This window comes from Gemmatimonadaceae bacterium (genome assembly GCA_036496605.1).
In the GTDB taxonomy this organism is placed as follows: Bacteria; Gemmatimonadota; Gemmatimonadetes; order Gemmatimonadales; family Gemmatimonadaceae; genus AG2.
The window spans coordinates 105,676-124,718 of record DASXKV010000003.1; the positions used below are offsets into that span (position 1 = coordinate 105,676).

General features: G+C 64.1%; 20 protein-coding genes. 14 read left to right on the plus strand and 6 right to left on the minus strand.

Annotated features, from left to right (window positions below):
- The 8 genes from fadJ (at position 1) to rsgA (ending at position 8,227) form a co-directional block, all read left to right on the plus strand.
- Positions 1 to 2,172 carry a fatty acid oxidation complex subunit alpha FadJ gene (gene fadJ, locus VGH98_01395; protein HEY2374604.1) on the plus strand — a complete coding sequence of 724 codons (2,172 nt, stop codon included), beginning with the start codon at positions 1 to 3 and terminating at the stop codon, positions 2,170 to 2,172.
- A 114-nt stretch (positions 2,173 to 2,286) separates the two neighbouring features.
- Positions 2,287 to 2,886: an RNA polymerase sigma factor gene (locus VGH98_01400; GenBank protein ID HEY2374605.1), complete on the plus strand. Its 600-nt coding sequence runs from the start codon at positions 2,287 to 2,289 to the stop codon at positions 2,884 to 2,886.
- On the plus strand, positions 2,867 to 3,472 hold the full coding sequence (locus tag VGH98_01405) for an isoamylase early set domain-containing protein (GenBank protein HEY2374606.1): 606 nt from the start codon (positions 2,867 to 2,869) through the stop codon (positions 3,470 to 3,472). The genes VGH98_01400 and VGH98_01405 overlap by 20 nt, the downstream gene beginning before the upstream one ends.
- A complete protein-coding gene (locus VGH98_01410; protein HEY2374607.1) occupies positions 3,469 to 4,107 on the plus strand; it encodes a hypothetical protein in 639 nt (212 codons plus the stop codon). Before VGH98_01405 ends, VGH98_01410 begins: the two co-directional genes overlap by 4 nt.
- A gap of 69 nt (positions 4,108 to 4,176) precedes the next feature.
- On the plus strand, positions 4,177 to 5,880 hold the full coding sequence (locus VGH98_01415) for a M14 family metallopeptidase (protein HEY2374608.1): 1,704 nt from the start codon (positions 4,177 to 4,179) through the stop codon (positions 5,878 to 5,880).
- The gene (locus VGH98_01420) at positions 5,880 to 6,830 is read left to right on the plus strand and encodes a proline dehydrogenase family protein (protein HEY2374609.1); all 951 of its coding nucleotides are present in this window, start codon (positions 5,880 to 5,882) and stop codon (positions 6,828 to 6,830) included. The genes VGH98_01415 and VGH98_01420 overlap by 1 nt, the downstream gene beginning before the upstream one ends.
- A 24-nt stretch (positions 6,831 to 6,854) precedes the next feature.
- Positions 6,855 to 7,268: a hypothetical protein gene (locus VGH98_01425; protein HEY2374610.1), complete on the plus strand. Its 414-nt coding sequence runs from the start codon at positions 6,855 to 6,857 to the stop codon at positions 7,266 to 7,268.
- Positions 7,265 to 8,227: a ribosome small subunit-dependent GTPase A gene (rsgA, locus tag VGH98_01430; GenBank protein ID HEY2374611.1), complete on the plus strand. Its 963-nt coding sequence runs from the start codon at positions 7,265 to 7,267 to the stop codon at positions 8,225 to 8,227. The genes VGH98_01425 and rsgA overlap by 4 nt, the downstream gene beginning before the upstream one ends.
- A gap of 311 nt (positions 8,228 to 8,538) precedes the next feature.
- Here rsgA and VGH98_01435 read toward each other — a convergent pair whose 3' ends face one another.
- Positions 8,539 to 8,787, minus strand: coding sequence for a hypothetical protein (locus VGH98_01435; protein HEY2374612.1), 249 nt, complete (start codon positions 8,785 to 8,787; stop codon positions 8,539 to 8,541).
- Between the two features lie 205 nt (positions 8,788 to 8,992).
- Between VGH98_01435 and VGH98_01440 the strand changes: the two genes are divergently transcribed.
- Together VGH98_01440 and VGH98_01445 are read left to right on the plus strand one after the other, a co-directional pair.
- Entirely contained in the window at positions 8,993 to 9,754 is a 762-nt protein-coding gene (locus VGH98_01440; GenBank protein HEY2374613.1) for a GntR family transcriptional regulator, read from the plus strand.
- A 3-nt stretch (positions 9,755 to 9,757) separates the two neighbouring features.
- On the plus strand, positions 9,758 to 10,975 hold the full coding sequence (locus tag VGH98_01445) for a DNA polymerase IV (GenBank protein ID HEY2374614.1): 1,218 nt from the start codon (positions 9,758 to 9,760) through the stop codon (positions 10,973 to 10,975).
- A 70-nt stretch (positions 10,976 to 11,045) separates the two neighbouring features.
- On the opposite strand, the gene VGH98_01450 is transcribed toward VGH98_01445, so the two are convergent.
- Positions 11,046 to 11,909 carry a M23 family metallopeptidase gene (locus tag VGH98_01450; protein HEY2374615.1) on the minus strand — a complete coding sequence of 288 codons (864 nt, stop codon included), beginning with the start codon at positions 11,907 to 11,909 and terminating at the stop codon, positions 11,046 to 11,048.
- A 9-nt stretch (positions 11,910 to 11,918) separates the two neighbouring features.
- The gene (locus tag VGH98_01455; GenBank protein HEY2374616.1) at positions 11,919 to 12,374 is read right to left on the minus strand and encodes a polymer-forming cytoskeletal protein; all 456 of its coding nucleotides are present in this window, start codon (positions 12,372 to 12,374) and stop codon (positions 11,919 to 11,921) included.
- 420 nt (positions 12,375 to 12,794) lie between these two features.
- Here VGH98_01455 and VGH98_01460 point away from each other — a divergent pair, with 420 nt between their 5' ends.
- Positions 12,795 to 13,586, plus strand: a complete 792-nt coding sequence (locus VGH98_01460; GenBank protein ID HEY2374617.1) for an enoyl-CoA hydratase-related protein — start codon at positions 12,795 to 12,797, stop codon at positions 13,584 to 13,586.
- A gap of 8 nt (positions 13,587 to 13,594) precedes the next feature.
- Here the strand turns inward: VGH98_01460 and VGH98_01465 are convergent, their stop codons facing one another.
- Complete coding sequence (locus VGH98_01465; protein HEY2374618.1) at positions 13,595 to 14,299, minus strand: DNA polymerase ligase N-terminal domain-containing protein; 705 nt, start codon at positions 14,297 to 14,299, stop codon at positions 13,595 to 13,597.
- Between the two features lie 135 nt (positions 14,300 to 14,434).
- Here VGH98_01465 and VGH98_01470 point away from each other — a divergent pair, with 135 nt between their 5' ends.
- Complete coding sequence (locus VGH98_01470; GenBank protein ID HEY2374619.1) at positions 14,435 to 16,057, plus strand: hypothetical protein; 1,623 nt, start codon at positions 14,435 to 14,437, stop codon at positions 16,055 to 16,057.
- Between the two features lie 16 nt (positions 16,058 to 16,073).
- On the opposite strand, the gene VGH98_01475 is transcribed toward VGH98_01470, so the two are convergent.
- Both VGH98_01475 and VGH98_01480 read right to left on the minus strand, forming a co-directional pair.
- On the minus strand, positions 16,074 to 17,069 hold the full coding sequence (locus VGH98_01475; protein ID HEY2374620.1) for an EamA family transporter: 996 nt from the start codon (positions 17,067 to 17,069) through the stop codon (positions 16,074 to 16,076).
- A complete protein-coding gene (locus tag VGH98_01480; GenBank protein ID HEY2374621.1) occupies positions 17,066 to 17,596 on the minus strand; it encodes an Lrp/AsnC family transcriptional regulator in 531 nt (176 codons plus the stop codon). Before VGH98_01480 ends, VGH98_01475 begins: the two co-directional genes overlap by 4 nt.
- 175 nt (positions 17,597 to 17,771) lie before the next feature.
- On the opposite strand from VGH98_01480, the gene VGH98_01485 reads away from it, so the two are divergent.
- Together VGH98_01485 and VGH98_01490 are read left to right on the plus strand one after the other, a co-directional pair.
- Positions 17,772 to 18,377, plus strand: coding sequence for a sigma-70 family RNA polymerase sigma factor (locus VGH98_01485; protein ID HEY2374622.1), 606 nt, complete (start codon positions 17,772 to 17,774; stop codon positions 18,375 to 18,377).
- Positions 18,374 to 19,021: a zf-HC2 domain-containing protein gene (locus VGH98_01490; protein ID HEY2374623.1), complete on the plus strand. Its 648-nt coding sequence runs from the start codon at positions 18,374 to 18,376 to the stop codon at positions 19,019 to 19,021. The genes VGH98_01485 and VGH98_01490 overlap by 4 nt, the downstream gene beginning before the upstream one ends.
- The last annotated feature ends 22 nt before the right edge of the window (positions 19,022 to 19,043 follow it).

Consider the following 19,043-nt stretch of genomic DNA (forward strand, 5'->3'; position numbering starts at 1 on the left):
ATGCCATCGCTGACCGTTACGCGCGATTCCAACGTCGCCGTCCTCTCACTCGACGTCCCGGACGCACCCGTCAATACGCTCAGCCTGGCGCTTGCCGAGGAGTTGCGGAAGGTGTTCGATGATCTCGAGCGCGATTCGTCGGTTGGCGCCGCCGTACTGATCTCGGGGAAGAGTGACAACTTCATTGCCGGCGCGGATATCGAGCAGTTTCTCGAATTCAAAACCGCAGAAGAGGCCGAGCAGGCGAGCTACACTGGTCAGAAGCTGCTCTCGCGCCTCGAGCGTCTGCGTGTTCCCGTCGTCGCCGCGATCCACGGCGCGTGTCTTGGCGGAGGCCTCGAGACCGCTCTTGCCTGCGCGTGGCGTATCGCTACCGAGCATCCGAAGACGGTGCTGGGTCTCCCCGAAGTGCAGCTGGGGCTCATCCCTGGCACGGGCGGCACGCAGAGGCTGCCGCGTCACATCGGCCTGCCTAACGCGCTCGACATGATTCTGCGCGGCCGCAATATCCGCCCGAAGAAAGCGCTCCAGATGGGCCTCGTCGACGACGTGGTCCATCCGGCCATCCTGCGCGACGTCGCGGTGCAGCGCGCACGGGAGCTTGCGGCGGGCACGCGTCAACGATCGCTGGGTCGTAGCGATCGCGGCGCTGAAGGGTTGCTCATCGAGCGCAATCGTCTCGGGCGATCGCTGGTGTTCAAGAAGGCGCGCCAGAGCGTGATGGCGCAGACGCACGGGCAATATCCGGCGCCCCTTGCCGCACTCGACGTCGTCCGCATCGGCTACGAGCGCGGCATCGACGCCGGTTTCCGGGAAGAGTCGCACCGCTTTGGCGAGCTGGCGATGACGGACGTTTCGCGTCAACTCATCTTTCTCTTTTTCGCGACGAACTCGCTGAAAAAGGACACCGGCGTCGCGGCGCCGGTCCCGACCGCTCATGTCGTGGACAAGCTCGGCGTGCTCGGCGCCGGCTTCATGGGCGCGGGCATCACCTCCGTTGCTGTCCAGCAAGGGACGCTCGTCAGGCTCAAGGACACCGATACCGCGCGCATCGGCAAGGGACTCGCCGCCGTGCGCGAGGTCGTGCGCGAGCGGTACACGAAGCGTCAGATCACCCGCCAGCAATTCGACGACATGATGGCGCTGACGGGCGGAACGACGGAATACACGGGCTTCGGCAACGTCGATCTCGTCATCGAGGCGGTGTTCGAGGATCTCGATCTCAAACATCGCGTCCTGCGCGAGGTCGAGCCGCTCATGCCCGCCGACGCGATCTACGCGTCGAACACGAGCACGATTCCGATCAGTCGCATCGCCGAGGCCTCGAAACGCCCCGAGCACGTGCTCGGAATGCACTTCTTTTCGCCCGTGCCGAAGATGCCGCTCCTCGAGGTGATCGCAACATCACGCACGACGAAAGAGGCGACGGTGACCGCGGTCGCCTACGGCAAGCAACTCGGGAAGACAGTGATCGTGGTCAACGATGGTCCCGGGTTCTACACGACGCGTACCCTCTCGGCCTACATGAACGAGGCGGGACGGCTACTCGACGAGGGCGCGGCAATCGACGCCATCGACAAGGCGCTCGTCGACTTCGGTTTTCCTGTCGGGCCAATCACGCTCCTCGACGAAGTCGGAATCGACGTGGGCGGAAAGGTCGGTCTCGTGCTCGCGGACGCGTTGGGCATTCGCATGACTCCTTCGGAGGCCATGCGACGCGTCGTCACCGCTGGCCGCATGGGACGAAAGGGACGCTCGGGCTTCTATAAGTACGACGACAAGGGAAAGAAGGGCGAGGTCGACAATTCGATCTATCAGATCATCGGCGCCGGCGCACGAGCGAGCGCCGGCCAGCATGTGACCATTCCGCCCGACGAAATCGTTCGTCGCTGCGTCCTCGCGATGGTGAACGAAGCGGCGCTCTGCCTTCAGGAAGGCATTCTTCGCAATGTGCGAGATGGCGACGTCGGCGCCGTGTTCGGAATTGGATTCCCGCCATTCCGCGGTGGGCCGTTCAGATATGTTGATACTCTTGGCGCCGCGACGATCGTGCGACAACTTCAAGAGTTGAACAACCGCTATCCTCCGCGCTTCGTGCCGGCAGACGTGCTCGTCGAACTGTCAAAGACGAGCGGGGCGTTCTATCCAACCGAAGGGCGGCCTGTAGCGTAAGAGGGGATAGGGGCTGGGGGCGTAGGGCTAAGCAATCGCAGCCCCTCGCCCCTTGTCCCTAGCCCCTAACTCCTCAGTCGTGTGACCCCCTCTTCCCCCCCAAGGTCTGTCTCTATGGATCGTAGCTCGGACGCGCAGATAGTCGAACGCGTGCTCCGGGGAGAGGCCGAGCTCTATGCCGAGCTCGTGGAGCGATATCGCGATCGGTACGCACGATATGCGCTGCACATGCTTGGCAACCGCGAGGATGCGGAGGAAGCGCTGCAGGATGCGTTCACCCGCGCCTACAGGTCGCTCGCCCGATGCGAGGATCCTGAACGATTTGGCGCGTGGCTGTTTCGCATTTTGGTAAATCGGTGCCGTACGGTTGGCGCCCGACGTGGTCGCCGCTCGCGCACCTTCGTCAGCGACGACCTCGCGCTCCACGAAGCGGCGGAAGAGCATCCCGCCGAGCGAAGCGCCTGGCGTGAGGAGATCGAGCGCGCCTTGAGCCAGCTGCGACCCGAACAGCGGGAAGCATTTCTGCTGAAGTACGTGGAGGAGCTGGGCTACGACGAGATGTCGCGACTGACGGGCGCTGGCGTATCCGCGCTCAAGATGCGGGTGATGCGGGCGTGCGACCGGTTACGCGAACTATTGAGTGACGTACGGAGCGATCGCGAGGTACGTGAGGAGCGCGGACGTCCTGAGGTGAATGATGCGAGGCAAGCCTGAAAACTGGATCCAGCGAGTCGTGGCGGAGCTGCGGCAGCCGGCGCGATTCGATGAAGAATTCGATCGACGCGTCATGACGGCAATTCGTGCCATGCCGCGACATCGCTATCGTGCCTGGACGCGCGCACTTCGTCCCCGAACGATCACCGTCAGCCCGCTGGTTTCCGGGATTGCCGCGGCACTGCTGCTCGCGCTGACGCTTTCGGTTGGCCACGCTATCGGAACGCTGCGCGCCTCGAGGGCCGCCGGAAGTCGGCTGGACGTGAGCGTTGATCGCTCGGGCAGTTCTCACGTAACGCCGCGGCGTGCGGTGCAATTCGTTCTTGTAGCGCCCACGGCGCGCAAGGTTCAGGTCGTTGGTGACTTCAATGATTGGGACACGACACACCCGGAGTTCAGTGCCCAACATCGAGGCGGCGGCGTGTGGTCCGTGACGGCCGCCGTTCCCGAGGGACATCACCGCTATTCCTTCGTCGTCGACGACAGCCTTTGGGTCGCGGACCCGACTGCGCCGCGCGCGCTCGATGACGACTTCGGGGTGCCCAACTCCGCGCTCGTCGTTGGAGGGGGAGACCTGACTCGGTGAGCTGGCCAGCGCGCGCCGGCAGCTTTGTGGTCGCCGCGTGCTGCGTCGTCCTGTTGGTCGCCCGCAGAGCTCCGGCGCAGCAACGCAGTGCTGATGTGCGTCTCTCGCGACTCGACTCGTCCACGCGCGTCGCCGTGGGCGCATTCGTCGACTCGGCGCGTAAGGTACGCCTGCCTACCGAGCCACTCGTCGACAAAGCACTCGAGGGCTCGCAGAAGGGTGCGGACGACGATCGAATCGTCACCGCCGTGCGCGGGCTCTTCGCCGAACTGCGTACCGCGAAAGGCGCCCTCGGCGCCGGTGCGAGCACCGATGAAATCAACGCGGGCGCAAACGCATTGCACGCCGGCTTGCCAATGACCAATCTTGCCCAACTGCGTGCCGCTTCGCAGCGCGCCGGGCGTGCGCGAGTCACATTGCCGCTCACGGTAGCGACGGACCTCGTCGCCCGCGGCGTGCCGGTGGGTGTTGCATCGGACGTGGTGCTCTCGCTCGCGAAGGCGGGACTTCGCGATGCCGACTTTACGATGTTCCAGCGGAATGTGAGGCTCGATATCGAGCGCGGAGCCGATGCAGCGACCGCGGCGCAGACGCGCGCTCGCGGCGCCGTCCTGCACGGGGGACGCGCGACATAGTGTGGCGCGTTGAGCGTGGCGGGTAGCGAGGCTACACTTCCTGTCTCCGATAGCCTCACGAGTCAATACGTGCGACACTCCCCCGCATCGCTCGGGACGACGAAAAAGGCACTCCTCTGGCTGTTAATCGTCGCCGCGTGCGCGCAGGCCTCCTCGCCCCCTAGCACGGCGCCATCCCGGAGCCGCTATCCGGGCAATCTCGCGCTCGCGAAACCGCTCACGCGCGCCGAGCGCACGAAGTTCACCGAGACGTCCTCCTACGCCGACGTCGTTCAATTTCTCGATTCACTTCGGCTGCTCGGCGCGAAAATTCACATCGGATCGATCGGCAAGACCACAGAAGGTCGTGACATTCCGTTCGTGATCGCCTCGCGGCCGCTCGTCACGACACCGATCGAGGCGAAGCGACTCCAGAGGCCGATCGTCTACGTGCAGGGCAACATCCACGCGGGCGAGGTCGAGGGTAAGGAGGCGCTCCAGTCGATTCTGCGCGATCTGCTCTTCGACGATCACGCGAACATTCTCGATTCGATCGTGCTCATCGCGGTTCCGATCTACAATGCGGACGGGAACGAGCGGTTCGCGTCGCAGGAGCGCAATCGCACCGAGCAGAACGGGCCTGCGCTCGTGGGAACACGCGCGAATGCCCAGGGGCTCGATCTGAATCGCGATTACGTGAAAGCCGAGGCGCCGGAAACGATCGCGTCACTTGCCATGTTCCGCGCGTGGGATCCAGACGTCTTCGTGGATTTGCACACGACGGACGGGAGTTATCACGGCTACGCGCTGACGTACGCGGCGACATTGAATCCCGCGGCCGTGTTTACGCTGGCGTACACGCGCGACACGATGCTGGTCGAGCTGCGCCTGCGGATGCGCGAGCGCCACGGCTTCGAGGTCTTCGATTACGGTAACTTTCCTCGCGAGCAGGGTGCACCGACCGCCTGGGAGACTTACGACGCGCGTCCGCGCTTCGGGACGAACTACTATGGCCTGCGGGGACGCATCTCCGTGCTGAGTGAGGCCTATTCGCACGATCCCTTCGAGCGCCGTGTCGCGTCGACGTACGATTTCGTGTCCGAGTTGCTTTCGTACGTCTCGGCCAACGCGGACGATATCGTTGATCTCGCTCGGCAGGCAGAGACGCGGACGACGGGCTGGGGAAACGATCCGCGCTCGGCGCCCTCGATTCCGATTCGCTCGACGATGGCGACGGTGCGGAGCGGACCGATTCGCGTGGAGGAAGTGCAGCGCGTCGGCGACACGGTGCGCTACGAGGCCGGACTGCCGCGCGGCGTTAGGCGGACCGGCGGCGTGCGCACGGTCGACATGCCCATCTACGATCGCTTCGCGCCCGCGCTGTCGGTGCCGATGCCCTACGCGTACACGTTTCCGCGTGAGGTTGGCGACTCGCTCCTCAAGCGGCTCGTTATGCACGGCATCGTCGTCGAGGAGCTGACGGAACCCGTCGAAGCGCGCGTCGCGACATTCACGGTGGACTCGACGAGCACCGCGGCGCAGCCATTCCAGAAACACCATGAGCGGCGCATCAGTGGAAGCTGGGGAACGCCGGCGACGCGTACACTGCCGGCGGGGAACATCGTCGTGCGGACCGGCCAGCCGCTCGGCGTACTCGCCACGTATCTCCTGGAGCCATCGAGCGACGACGGGTTCGTCGACTGGAACGTGCTGGACCCGTGGGCCAACGAACACACCTTTCCCGTGGTGCGCATCGTGCAGCCCGTCCAAGCTCGACTGCGTCCAACTCCTTGATGCTTCGTTCCGCGCTGCTGTATCTGTCGAATCAACCGCGCGTTTTTCGATTCGTGCGGAACAACGGGCTCGCCAAGCGTTTCGCGAATCGGTTCGTTGCCGGCGAGACGCTGGACACTGCGCTCGATGCCATACGCGTCTTGAACAGCCGCGGTATTCGTGCATCGCTCGATTTGCTCGGGGAGAGCGTCACGAACGAGCGTGAGGCCCGCGGTACGCGCGACGCGTACCTCGACATCCTCTCGCGCATCCACGCGCAACGCCTGGACGCAAATGTCTCCGTGAAGCTGACGGCGATGGGCCTCGACATCTCGGAGGACCTGTGCGTCAGCCACATGCACGAGGTGCTCGCCCGAGCGCAGGAGTGTGGGAGCTTTGTGCGCGTCGACATGGAGTCGACCGAATACACCGATCGCACGCTCCATCTGTTCGAGCACCGACTCTATCCGCACTATCGCAATCACGTCGGCATCGTGCTGCAGAGCTATCTCTATCGTACATTCACCGACACCGAATACGCGATCAAGCTCGGCTGTCGCGCGCGTCTGTGCAAAGGTGCGTACAAGGAGCCGGCGACCGTCGCCTATCCGGATAAGACCGATGTCGATACCAATTACGTGAAGTGCATGCACGCGTTGCTGCGGCATGGTAACTTCCCCGGCATCGCCACACACGATCCGGCGATCATCAACGAAGCCAAGCGGTTCGCGCGCGAGAACGATGTCGCGGCGAACCGCTTCGAGTTTCAGATGCTCTACGGTGTGCGGCGCGACCTGCAAGAGCGGCTCGTTAGGGAAGGCTATGGCATGCGGGTGTACGTCCCGTTTGGAACGCAATGGTATCCTTATCTGATGAGACGACTCGCCGAGCGCCCTGCCAACGTTGCGTTTATCACCGGTAACGTGCTCCGAGAGATGCTGCACCGAGGCAATCACCGTGACACTGCCTAACGAAATGGCGTCCGCGACGTCTTGATGGCTCGCTTTCAGTCGCCCGACCACTCCAAGGGAGACGCCAACACGCTGGGCGGATACATGGCCGTGCACGATCGCCCGGCTGCATTCGAGGGTGGCGACGGATTCTCGTACAGCGCCGAGATCGTGACTGACGCCACGACTGATGCCACCGCGCCCTATGCGGCGTATCTCCTCTTCGTGAAATGGGCGCGTATCGGTGCCCAGTCGCCCGAGGGGCATCTCGAGACCGATTATCTCGCGCGCTCGGCAACGGAAGACGAAGCACGCGCCGCCGTCGGTGCGTGGCAGCTCTCGGCGGTGAAGCGGGCGCTCGATGAGCTCATCGCAGGCAAAGGTGGTGACGGGAGTGCGTCGCAGCGCCGGTGGTGGGACGCGATGCGCGCCGAGGGTAGTGAGGAGGGCGCCGAGTGAGTGAGGGTTCGCGCCGCGGCGTCGTGCTGAGTGGTGGCGGTGGCAGTTGGCGCGTGCGCGTGGACGACGCCCTATCGGTTGACGCGACGCTCCGCGGGCGTCTCAAGCGCGAAGGCCCAAATGCGCCGCGACGCGACGGTGACGTCGATCGACTCAAGCTCGCGGTTGGCGATCTGGTGCTCGTCGAGCCGGACACGCGCGGCGGCGCATGGGCCATCTGTGAGATTCTACCGAGACGGTCGCGACTCGCGCGCCGCGCACCTGGCGGTGCCTACGGTGAACGCATCGTTGCGGCTAATGTCGACCAGGTCGTCGTCGTCTTTTCCGCCGCCAAGCCCGAGCCACACGTCCGCATGCTCGATCGCTTTCTCGTGATCGCCGAGGCGAACGAGCTCGCGGCGCGTATCATCGTGAACAAAGTCGATCTCGTGAGCGAGCGCGGGGTGCACGACCGGTTTGCCGCCTACTCGCGCGCAGGCTACCCGGTTCACTACACGAGCACGAAGCGTGGTGATGGACTCGACGACGTACGCTCGATGCTGAACGGACGCGTGTCGGTATTCACCGGACCGTCGGGAGTGGGGAAGTCGTCGCTCTTGAACGTGCTGTTCCCTGGCCTCGCGCTTCGCGTTGGTGAGATCAGCGCCTCGGTGAACAAGGGTCGACACACGACCGTCGGCGCGACGATGATTCCGCTACCTAACGAGAGTGGTGGCTACGTGGTCGACACGCCGGGTCTCCGCGAGGTGGGAATGTGGGCGCTCGGGGCGGTGCATCTCGATACCTGTTTCCCGGAGCTGAGACCGTTCCTGACAGGCTGTCGCTTCGCGGATTGCACCCATACGGTGGAACCGGATTGCGCTGTGATGGACGCGGTGGAGAAAGGCGTCGTGAGCGCCGAGCGCTTCGCGAGTTACCTCAAATTGAGGGATGAGCTGGAGGCGGCGGATTTTCATTGATTGTCATCCCAGCGTTTTTTTTCGCGGGAGCATCCCAGACCTTGGCTGACCACTGGCGGCGCGACCCACAAAACGATTTTAACACCGACAAAGCCGACAAATCGCGGGCACCGCCGGACAAACCAAAACAGCGTCTGCCATTTTGAAAAAGCCCTCAACGCTCTTTTGCAGTACCCGGCAGTGTTCGCACTTTGTCTGGCTTTGTCCGCGTTATCAGCCGTTGATAGTTGCATCGCCTGCGACAAGCGTTGGTCTGAGATGCCTGTGCCGGGCCGACATCCCGTCGCTTCACTCCGGATGACAATCGCAACTCATCGGAGATCTGCGAACCGCCACTCCTCGCGGTAGCGTGTGATCCCGAGCGTGCGCGCCATCAACTCGCCAATCACCGCCGAGACGTGCTCGCGGTGGTCGTCGTCGTCCATTCCGTCCTGCGAGGGCGTCGCACCGGCGACGAAATCAATGACCGCGCCCGGCGTGTCGAGCTGCTCGGTGTCTTCAATCGAGACGCCGAATTCCTCCTCGACGCTCGCGAAGAATTCGTCGAGGGCCCAGCTCATGGCAGGCACTCGTCAGGCAGTACGCCTCCGCGCGTTACGAGGAGAGGAATCACGGACGCGGTTGAATATAACCCTGCCATGCCGCTCACCCCGACGCTCGGGAAGCGCCGGCGCAGGTGGTCGTTTGTCACAATTCACTCGACGCAACAAAGCGTTCTTCGCGCTGTCTCGTCAAGCCGCGCGAAAGGCCTATATTCCAGCCGAGATGAGCACGAGACGGAAGCGCGGGAAGGCACAAACCAACCTCGGCGAGGTCGCGACCGATGAAGCGATCGACGCGCCGCATGGCTCCCGACCGGACCAGGTGTATGCGCGGTTACGCGAGCTGATCGTCGGAGGCCTTCTCGCCCCCGGCAATCGCATCGTCGAGACCGAGATTGCGACTCGGCTCGGCGTCAGCCGCACGCCCGTCCGCGAGGCGCTGCAGCGACTGCTGCAGGAAGGCTATGTGATCGACACGCTCGGTCAGCAACAATCGCGTCTCACCGTTGCTCCGCTCACGCGCGACGACGTCCACGAGTTGCTCACGGTCGTCGGTGCATTGGAAGGCATCGCGGCACATCATGCGGCCTCGCTCAGCACCGACGCGCGTTCAGTGCTGAGCAAAGCGCTGCGCGACGCGAACGCGGAGTTTCATCGTGCCGGCCGCGCCTCGCCGATCGATCATGAAGCATTGTACGATGCCGACGACACCTTCCATCGGCGCATCGTGGAGTCGGCGGCCGGGCCGCGGCTGCTCGGCTTGTACGAAGCCGTCAAGCCGCAGGCCGAACGCTACATCCGGATGTACATCAGCATGCTCACGGGCGACATCCGCAGCTCCGTCGCGGAGCATGACACGATCATTGCCGCGATCGGTGACGGGCGTAGCGACGACGCCGAACATGCCGTCGAGACGAATTGGCGGCACGCCGCCGATCGTTTGAGCCGCGTCATCGAGCTGGCGGGAGAGCGCGGGGCCTGGTGAGCGATGGAGCCGCCGCGGCGCATTCTCCTCGCCGACGCCGACGCATTTTTCGTCGCGGTCGCTCGGCTTGTCGATCCTGACGGTGCGGGTCGTGAGCCTTTGCTCATCGTCGGCGGAACGCGGGAAAGCCGCGGCGTCGTTTGCTCCGCCTCGTACGAAACGCGCAAATACGGCGTCCGCTCGGCGATGCCGATCTCACGCGCCCTCCGGCTCTGCCCCAATGCGGTGTGCGTGCCCGTGCCGCGAAAGGCCTGCTCGGAGAAGCACAAGGAGATTCGCGGTGTCCTCGAGCGCCACGCGCCGGCCGTCGAGGGCGCGAGCATCGACGAGTGGTATCTCGACCTCGGTGGGACGGAGGCGCTGTACCGTAACGAGGCGCTCGCCGACACGGCCGCGCGCATTCGCCGCGACGTCGTCGGCGAGACGGGAATTTCCGTTTCGTTCGGCGGCGGCACATCGAAGCTCATCGCGAAGCTTGCCGTCGAACACGCGAAGCCGCGCCCTGGAAACTCGGCGACCGGCGTCCACGTGGTGCCGGCAGGAAAAGAACACGAGTTCATGCACGTCATCGCCCTCGCCGAGATTCCACTGATCGGTCCGCGATTCCAGGATCGCCTCGCGCGGCTGGGAATGCGCACCGTACCGGACGTGCTGCAATACGACGAGGCGACGCTCGCGCAGTGGTTAGGCAAGCGCGAAGCGGCGTGGCTCTGCGCCCGCGTACGAGGCATCGACGGTACACACGTCGAAACGGATCTCGACGCGAAGAGCATCAGCCGCGACGAGACCTTCTCGGCCGACATCGACGACGACGCGGAGCTCCAGCACGAGCTACTCGCGTTGCTCACGCGCGCCGCGGCTGATCTCCGTGCCGACGGGATGGCCGCGCGAACGATTCGCGTGAAGATCCGCGACTGGGATTTCCGGACTCGTCAGGCAAGTCGGACCATCGATCGGCCCGTGATTGCCGACCGCGTCATGTTGAACGTCGCAACGAGTTTGTTGCGCAAGCTGCGCGCGGCGCGCCGCGTGCCCGCTCGTCTCCTCGGTGTGGCGCTGTCGTCGCTCGCGGTCGACGCGAGCGCCGATCAGCTCAACCTGTTCGACGCGATTGACAGCCGGATCGTCGAGACGGAGCGCGATCGGAAGGTCGCGCGCGTCGTCGATCGAGTTCGATCACGGTTTGGGGATAAGGGGATTTTGCCGGGTGGGCTCGTCTGATGGTTGGTGGTCGCTGGTCGTTGGGAGCTGGTGAATCATCAACTCCCAACCTCCAACCGCCAGCCACCAATCACGGTTGTTCGGAGCCCGTCCCGGCGGGATGGTGTGCCGCGGGACTGCCTGCCTGAATCACCGGCGCGGGATCGGCCGACTTCTGCATCGGCGTTAGGCGCGCCTGGATGAGGTACTTCAGTGGATCGACTGGCTCGCCACGTACCCGTACCTCGAAGTGCACGTGCGCGGCCGTCGAGAGACCGGACGACCCCACCAAAGCGATGACGTCGCCGAAGGAGACGAAGTCGCCGACTTTGACCTTCACGGCGCTGCAGTGTGCATAACGACTCGTCACACCGGCGCCGTGGTCCAGCTCCACCATCAAGCCGTCGCCGAGCTTTCGGCCGACGAAGATGACGCGTCCCGCAGCCGGCGCGGTGATGTTCGAGCCATACGGCGCGGCCACGTCGACGCCCTTATGCGGCCGGAAGATCCGGAGAATCGGATGCCAGCGCGAGCGCGAGAAGCGGCTCGTGATCGGACCCACCGCGGGCAGCGCGATCCCGCGCGCGGGACGCGCCAGCCCGACCTCGGTGACTCGTGCGCCGCTCCGACCGACGCTCTTCGCGTTATGCGCCCCCGACTCGTCTTCCGCATCGGGCACGTCGAGATCGGCGATGCTCTGGAGCGAGTCGGTGAGCGTGAGAATCATCTGATGCGCGTCCGCGAGCTCGTCCGCGGTCGCCGTGACCTGCAGCGAATCGCCGAACACCACGATGCCGAGTCCGGTCATCGTCAGTGTGCAGAGGCCGGCAATCGCAAGCGCAATTCGGACATGTCGACGCCGAATATGCACCGCGCGTGTTTTGCGCAGTGGATTCGGCGGGACAATGAGAATCGTCCATCCGGTCTGTCGTTTCGGGCGCTGCTTCGTCGCCATCGCCCAGTCTTACGCTTCGGAACCGGCGAGCGCCGTTGCGGGCGTCGGCATGGGCGCGCGCGCTTTCACTTTCGCGGGCCGCTCCTTTGCTGCCGGCGTTGACGTCACGGTAAGGCGTCCCTGGACGACGCATCCTTCCTGAATCATGATCGCGCCGGCATCGATGTCACCGGTGACGACGGCGCTCGGTTGCAACTCGATGCGCGTCGTGGCGGACACGTTGCCCTGCACGGATCCGCCAACGATCACTTCGCGCGCCGAGATGTCGCCGACGATGGTCGCGCCCTCGCCGACGACAACGACGTCGGCGCGACGAATCGACCCATCGAGTCGGCCGTCCACACGCAATGTGCCTTCGGTCTCGATGTCGCCGCGGACGGTGAGCTGCGCATCGAGCACGGAATACCCCGCGCTCGTGGCGGGAAGATTGGACGGATCGGTTCGGCGTTTCTTGAAGAGGCTCATCGAAAGTCCCGCGCGGTGAGAGGTGAAGCGATGAAACTCCGCGGATGAAACGAAAGCGACGCGGGCTTCGGTGTTCGACGTCGCGAACTCGGCCGGCGCGTGCGTTCTGTGTAGTGGACGACCACGCGCACTCGATGATTACACTGAATGGACACTCAATTTCACATTGCGCATCAACGTGAATTCATTCGAATTCACTGACAATTCGTAACGCTCGTATACTCGCGTGTCGCGAAATACGACGGCGGTGATCGCTCGCACATTTTCGTCTTACTGATTTCATCGCGCGCTGCGTCAGCGCGACTCGTTCGCGCGGCCGAATTGTCCGCGCCACATTTTTTTCACACATTGGAGTGCTTCTTTTCAGTATCGGTCATCCGCACCACAACCACACGTCGATCCGCCCTCGAGTCGAAACCCATGACCTTCGATCACCTTCTCGTCGCGACATCCGCGACCGGCGTCCGTACCATCACGCTCAATCGTCCCGAACGCCTCAATGCGGTGAATCCCCGCCTCGCGGACGAATTGCCCCGTGCGATCGACGACGCCGCGCGCGATGACGCTGTTCGCGTCGTCGTCATCACCGGCGCGGGTCGCGGCTTCTGCTCTGGGCTCGATCTGTCCGAGCCGCCACGATTGCCCGATGGCGATCTTCACGAGCGACTCGACCCGCTCGCGTGGGTCGGTCGTTGGGTCGTTGCGTGCGTGCAATGCGAGAAACCTCTCATCGCGGCAATCAATGGGTCGGCTGCCGGCGCGGGGTTCGGTCTCGCGCTTGCCACCGACATACGCCTGATCGCGCGGAGTGGGCGCGTCACCGCCGGCTACGTACGACGCGGCCTGAGTCCCGATGCTGGCGTGAGCTACACGTTGCCGCGCCTGGTCGGCCTCGCGCGAGCGAGCGAGATCATTCTCACCGGTCGTGATCTCGATGCGGACGAAGCACAACGAATCGGACTCGTCGCGGCCGTGTTCGACGACGCGACCTTTGGTGCCGATGCCATGGCGTACGCCGAGCGAGTCGCTGCCGGACCGCCGATCGCGTACGCGCTCACGAAGCGCCTGTTGTCCACGACGTTCGATGTCGCGCTCGAGGATCATCTCGCACGTGAGCTCACTTCGATCAAGGTGTGCTTTGCGTCACATGATGTCGCCGAGGCGATCCGCGCCTTCCAGGAGAAGCGGGCTGCGGTGTTTCGCGGAAGATGAGTCGACGATCACTTCGATCGTCGCACTGCGCTCTTTTTCTTTGCCGCCGGCTTGCGACGCGCCGCCGGCGATGCCCGCTTCTTCCCGGCGGCGATGTCGTCCATGGTCCTGCCGCTCACGACCGACGTCATCGCGTCCTCGACGATGTCTCGCGAGCTCGATGCGTACTCGTCACGATGCTTGATGAGCAGCCACTGCGGGCGTCCCGGACGCTTCATGCGCACCAACACCCAGCCGCCGCGCAGTCGCTCGCCGTTGAGCACGAATTTGAGATCACCGCGCGCGTAGCCCTCACGCAGCGCCTCGACGCCGCCATCGTTCTCCGCGTCGTACGTCCCGCGATCCCACAGCATGACCGTTCCGCCGCCGTACTCGCCTTGTGGGATCGTTCCCTCGAACGTGTTGTACTCGATCGGATGATCCTCGACCTCCATTGCTAGTCGGCGAACCGACGGATCGTAGCTGGGACCCTTGGGAACGGCCCAGCTCTTCATGACGCCGTCGAGCTCGAGGCGAAAATCGAAGTGCAACTGACTGGCCGCGTGCTTCTGTACGACGAAGTGCAGCGTCGGCGCTCGCTTCGCGCGCCGCACGCCGTGGCCGCCTGTGCTGCTCCTGGTTCCTCCGGCAGGCTCGCGTGTCTTGGTGAAATCGCGCTTGCGGCGATACTCGGTCAGCTTCTTCGTCCCCCCGCGTCGTGTCTTCGTCGCCATTGCTGCGCTCCTCGGGATCAGCGTGGTGCCGTGTACGCAGCGGGCAAGGGGCATGCCTTCCGAGCATGTTTCGCTAGTCTTCATTTCAACGTCGCGGTTCGCGCGACGATTGAACTGTCTTCCGGAGAATTCGTCGTGCGCCGCTTGCTTTTGTGTTGCGCAGTCGCCGTCGTCGCGGGCTGTCACGCGTCGTCGACTTCCTCGGCCGTCGCGCCCGCGTCCACGCCGCGCCCCGTCTCGTCCGCGCGATTCGACATCGCGTATCGTATCGCGATGCCGGATCCAACCGCGCATTTCTTCAACGTGACGATCGACGTCGCCAACATCACCGACGACGTCGTACGACTGCAGATGCCGGTGTGGTCGCCCGGCCGGTACGCACGATTCGATTTTGCACGCACCCTGCAGGACCTAACGATCACCGGACCCAATGGTGCTGCGCTGCAACCGGACCGTGAGAACGGATCGCTCTGGCGCGTGACGCTCGGCGGCGCTCGCTCGATGACGGTGCGTTATCGAGTGTTCGCGAACACTCTCTCGGGCACCTTCAGCGTGCTCGATACCGCGCACGCCAATTGGAACGGCGCCTCGGCGTTCCTGTACGTCGTGGATCACAAGCAGGATCCGGTAACGCTGCACGTTGATCTACCGGGCGGATGGCACATCGTAAACGGTGACGCGCGTGTGAACGACCAGACGGACTACCATTTCGAGAACTATGATCGCCTGATCGACACGCCGACCGAGGTCGCTCCGGCGCTCATGGTGGACACTTTCACGGTCGATGGCCGCATCTATCGAACGATGGTGCATCACAACGGTCCGTCGACGGCGCCGCAACGACGTCGCTTTGTCGGCGACGTCGAGAAGATCGTGCGCTACGAGAACTCGGTGTTCGGTCCACCGCCTCTCGAGATGTATACCTTCATCTTCAACATCGGCTACACGGGCGGTGATGGGATGGAGCACCTCTACTCCACTCAGATCATCAACAGAAATCCGTGGCGAGACCAGGACACTCCGCTTGCCGGGATCAGCACGGCGGCGCACGAATACTTCCACGTCTGGAACGTCAAGCGCGTTCGTCCCATCGCCCTCGGCCCATTCGACTACACACGCGAGCAATACCAGCCCAGTCTGTGGGTCGCGGAAGGATGGACGCAGTACTACGGCCAAGTGGCGCTGTACCGGGCAGGCGTGCTGCCGCCAGCGGGCTTCTATGCGATGGTCGCGAACTCGATCATACGATGGAATCTCGTCGACCCTGGACGCAAGGAAGTCTCGGCGCGCATGTCGTCATTCGAGGCACCGTTCTGGGACGGCGCACAACCTGGATACGCGGTGAATCCCGGGAGCTTCTTCAGCTACTACACAAAGGGCGCTGGGCTCGCGCTGTACTTCGACCTTCTCATTCGCTCACGAAGTCAGAACGCGCGCTCGCTCGACGACGCCTTTCGCAACCTCCGACATCTGAGCTGGGAACAGCCTAACGCCTCCTATTACTTGCAGGGACGCGGCTATACCGAGGACGACGTCGAGCACGCGGTGAGTGAGGCCGCGGGCACCGATCTACACGATTGGTTCACGCGGCACGTCGGAGGCGTCGAAGATCCCGACTTCGAGGAAGCACTGGGATGGGCCGGGCTGCGGCTCGTCCGTAGCGCGAATGATTGGACGATCGAGGAAATGCCGAACGCGACGCCGGCTCAACTGCGTGTCCGCGCTGGTTGGCTGGCCGGCAAATCCGGATCAGCTTGAACGGGCGGCTTCGCCACTACGCAACTCGCTCGCCATCCATCGACGCCGGCAGAGTCGTTAGGCGTCGGCCTGTCGGCGCCTGCTCTGCTTTCGCGGCGTTGGCGAGCGTGATGAGCGCCACCGCGCCGAGAATGATCGCCGCCGCGACGAGCATGCGTGGAGTGAGCGGTTCGCCCGCCACCGCCCATCCAAGGATGACCGCGATCACCGGATTCACATACGCATATGTCGACGCCTTGGCGGGCGTCGTCGCACTCAACAGATAGATGTACGCCGTGAAGCCGAGCAGAGACCCGAAGGTCAGAAGATAGAGATAGCCGAGCCACGATGCCGTCGTCACGGCGGCAAGCGTGAAATGCTGCGGTTCGCCCGCCAGCGTGCTGACGAGGAGAAAAGCGGCACCGCCCGCGAGCATCTGCATTCCCGTGGCGAGCTGCGCCGACGTCGACCGCGGTGCATAACGACTGAATATCGAGCCCAGCGCCCAGAGGAGCGAGCCGACCACGGGCACGAGCGCGGCACGCACATCGATCCGCGACGCTCCACGCGGAGCAATCGCGTCGGGTCCGATCAGGAGCACCAGACCGATCAGACCGAGCCCGAGACCGACGAACACGGCGCGCCCCGGCCGCGTGCCCCCTGGACGCAACCAGTCGAGTGCGACCATCCACAGCGGAACGATGGCGACAATCAGCGCGACCAGTCCCGAAGCGACGTGCTGCTCGGACCAGATGACGGCGCCGTTGCCGCCGACGAGCAGCAGTACGCCGGTGACCGTGGCGGCGCGCCATTGCGCACGCGTCGGAGCAACGGCGCCACGCTGGCGTGACAAGGCGTAGAGAATCAGCCCGGCGATGACGAATCGGGTGCCTCCCATGAGGAAGGGAGGAATAGTCTGGACGGCGTAGTGGATCGCGAGATACGTCGATCCCCAGATGGTGTACAGGGCGGCGAACGCCGCGATGACGTGGCGCCGCGATACCGCCGGTGCCTTGGCGTGCGAGACGCTCACCGCGCCGTCTCGGCGTCGGGCTCGACGCCGACGGGCAGCCGATACGTCTCCCGCAGCGTGCCGAGCACGATCGTCGTCCGCGTCGATCGCACCGACTTGATCGCACCGATGCGTTCGCGCAATAACGTACCTAACGAGTCAGTATCGGCGACGCGTACTTTCACGAGGTAACAATCTTCGCCGGCGACGTGATGGACCTCTTGGGCCTCGGGGATCCTCGAGAGCAGCATCCCCGTCTTCGTGTCGCCCACGCCGTCCTCTCCGCGGACGAAGATGAATGCCGTGAGCCCGAGGCCTACGGCCTTCGCGTTCACGCGCGCCTCATAGCCGTCGATGATGTGGCGCTCCTCGAGCTTGCGAATGCGATCGTAGATCGCCGATGGCGCCATGCGCAATCGCCGGGCGATCTCGGCATTGGCCATCCTTGCGTCGCGCTGCAGAAAGGCGACGATCTGTCGGTCTGTCTCGTCGAGGGTGCGGGCGACCGTGGTGAGGGGCACCTCGAGCGTATCGAGAGAGTGATTCATGGCCGAACGTATATCGGCCAAACCATCCTTTATCAAGAATGTTGTTCAGTCGTAACAATTCTATGACGAATATTCATCGTTTCTGACAATCGCGTTCAAGCACCAGGCCTCGCCGCGGCATCCCATTTCACAGCCGCGCAAAAGCCACCTGAAGCGCGTTCAGGAACGAATACGTATGCTTACGGACCTCGCTGAGTCGACCATCGCCGCGATGCCTCAACCCATGGAGCGCGACGCCGAGCGGGACCTCGTCGCCAAGGCACAGCGCGGCGACGTCGCGGCGTTCGAGGCGCTCTATCGAGCGAATGCGCCGCGCGTCTACGCACTGGCGCTCCGTCTGACCAGCGACGCCAACAACGCGCGCGAGCTCACTCAGGACGTCTTTGTCCAGGCATGGCAGCGCCTAACGGCCTTCCGCGGCGACGCCGCCTTCTCGTCGTGGCTGCACCGCATCACCGTCAACACGACGTTCATGCGCAGCCGCGGCGAGCGGCGCCGCGCCGCGCACATTCGCCTCGAGAGCGACACTGACGAGACCGAACTCGGCGCCACGAGCGAAGCGGGGAGGGGAAGCGTTCCCGCGATCGACATCGCGCAGGCGGTTGACCTCGAGCGGGCCATTGCCGCGCTGCCGGCGGGCGCGCGGCGCGTCTTCGTGCTTCACGACGTCATTGGCTACCGCCACGAAGAGATTGCGCGACTTACCGGACTGGCCGAGGGCACGTTGCGCGCACAGCTGCACCGCGCGCGTCGGCTCCTCATGGAGGCACTCGAGCGATGACATCATTTGAACAGCATCTGGATATCGATCAGCTCGGAGACTTTCTCGACGGACTTCTGCTACCCGAGCAGCGCCAGGTCGCCGAAGATCATCTTGCGATCTGCACGACGTGCACGGAACGGCGCGACCGTCTCGAGTCGCTCATCAGTGCCTCACGAGCCCTGCCTGACGAGATCGATCCACCGATTGACCTCTGGACCGACGTTCACGAACGCATTCAGCCAATGTCCGCTCGTTGGCGACAGCGCTGGATTCTGGCTGCCGCGGCGATCGTCCTCGTCGCCGCGTCTTCTGCCGTGACCGCGATTCTCGTGCGCCGGCCGATTATCGTTAGGCCCGTCGCTGTGTCCACGACGATCGCCTCGAACCAACTTCCCGCTTCCGCGCGCTCGGTCGATGCCGACTACGCGGCCGCGATCCATGATCTGAACGAAACCCTCGACGAGAACCGAGCGAAGCTCGACCCCTCGACGGTGGCAAAGGTAGAGGCAAGCCTCCACGTCATCGACGGCGCGATCGACGAGGCACGACGAGCGCTCGCCGCGGATCCAGCCAATCTCACGCTCCTCGACCTGCTCGCCGCAAACTACGAGCGCAAGCTCGAACTGTTGCGGCGCGCGAATGCGTTGCTGCCAAGCATCTGACCAGACGACCTAACGAGTCACG

Excerpts from the sequence above, each read along its gene's own strand:
- VGH98_01450 (HEY2374615.1), bottom strand. The coding sequence starts at position 11,909 with ATGGCGACGAAGCAGCGCCCGAAACGACAGACCGGATGGACGATTCTC.
- VGH98_01425 (HEY2374610.1), top strand. The coding sequence starts at position 6,855 with ATGGCTCGCTTTCAGTCGCCCGACCACTCCAAGGGAGACGCCAACACG.
- VGH98_01455 (HEY2374616.1), bottom strand. The coding sequence starts at position 12,374 with ATGAGCCTCTTCAAGAAACGCCGAACCGATCCGTCCAATCTTCCCGCC.
- VGH98_01420 (HEY2374609.1), top strand. The coding sequence starts at position 5,880 with ATGCTTCGTTCCGCGCTGCTGTATCTGTCGAATCAACCGCGCGTTTTT.
- VGH98_01400 (HEY2374605.1), top strand. The coding sequence starts at position 2,287 with ATGGATCGTAGCTCGGACGCGCAGATAGTCGAACGCGTGCTCCGGGGA.
- VGH98_01435 (HEY2374612.1), bottom strand. The coding sequence starts at position 8,787 with ATGAGCTGGGCCCTCGACGAATTCTTCGCGAGCGTCGAGGAGGAATTC.
- VGH98_01445 (HEY2374614.1), top strand. The coding sequence starts at position 9,758 with ATGGAGCCGCCGCGGCGCATTCTCCTCGCCGACGCCGACGCATTTTTC.
- VGH98_01485 (HEY2374622.1), top strand. The coding sequence starts at position 17,772 with ATGCTTACGGACCTCGCTGAGTCGACCATCGCCGCGATGCCTCAACCC.
- VGH98_01460 (HEY2374617.1), top strand. The coding sequence starts at position 12,795 with ATGACCTTCGATCACCTTCTCGTCGCGACATCCGCGACCGGCGTCCGT.
- VGH98_01440 (HEY2374613.1), top strand. The coding sequence starts at position 8,993 with ATGAGCACGAGACGGAAGCGCGGGAAGGCACAAACCAACCTCGGCGAG.
- VGH98_01405 (HEY2374606.1), top strand. The coding sequence starts at position 2,867 with ATGATGCGAGGCAAGCCTGAAAACTGGATCCAGCGAGTCGTGGCGGAG.
- VGH98_01465 (HEY2374618.1), bottom strand. The coding sequence starts at position 14,299 with ATGGCGACGAAGACACGACGCGGGGGGACGAAGAAGCTGACCGAGTAT.
- fadJ (HEY2374604.1), top strand. The coding sequence starts at position 1 with ATGCCATCGCTGACCGTTACGCGCGATTCCAACGTCGCCGTCCTCTCA.
- VGH98_01490 (HEY2374623.1), top strand. The coding sequence starts at position 18,374 with ATGACATCATTTGAACAGCATCTGGATATCGATCAGCTCGGAGACTTT.
- VGH98_01480 (HEY2374621.1), bottom strand. The coding sequence starts at position 17,596 with ATGAATCACTCTCTCGATACGCTCGAGGTGCCCCTCACCACGGTCGCC.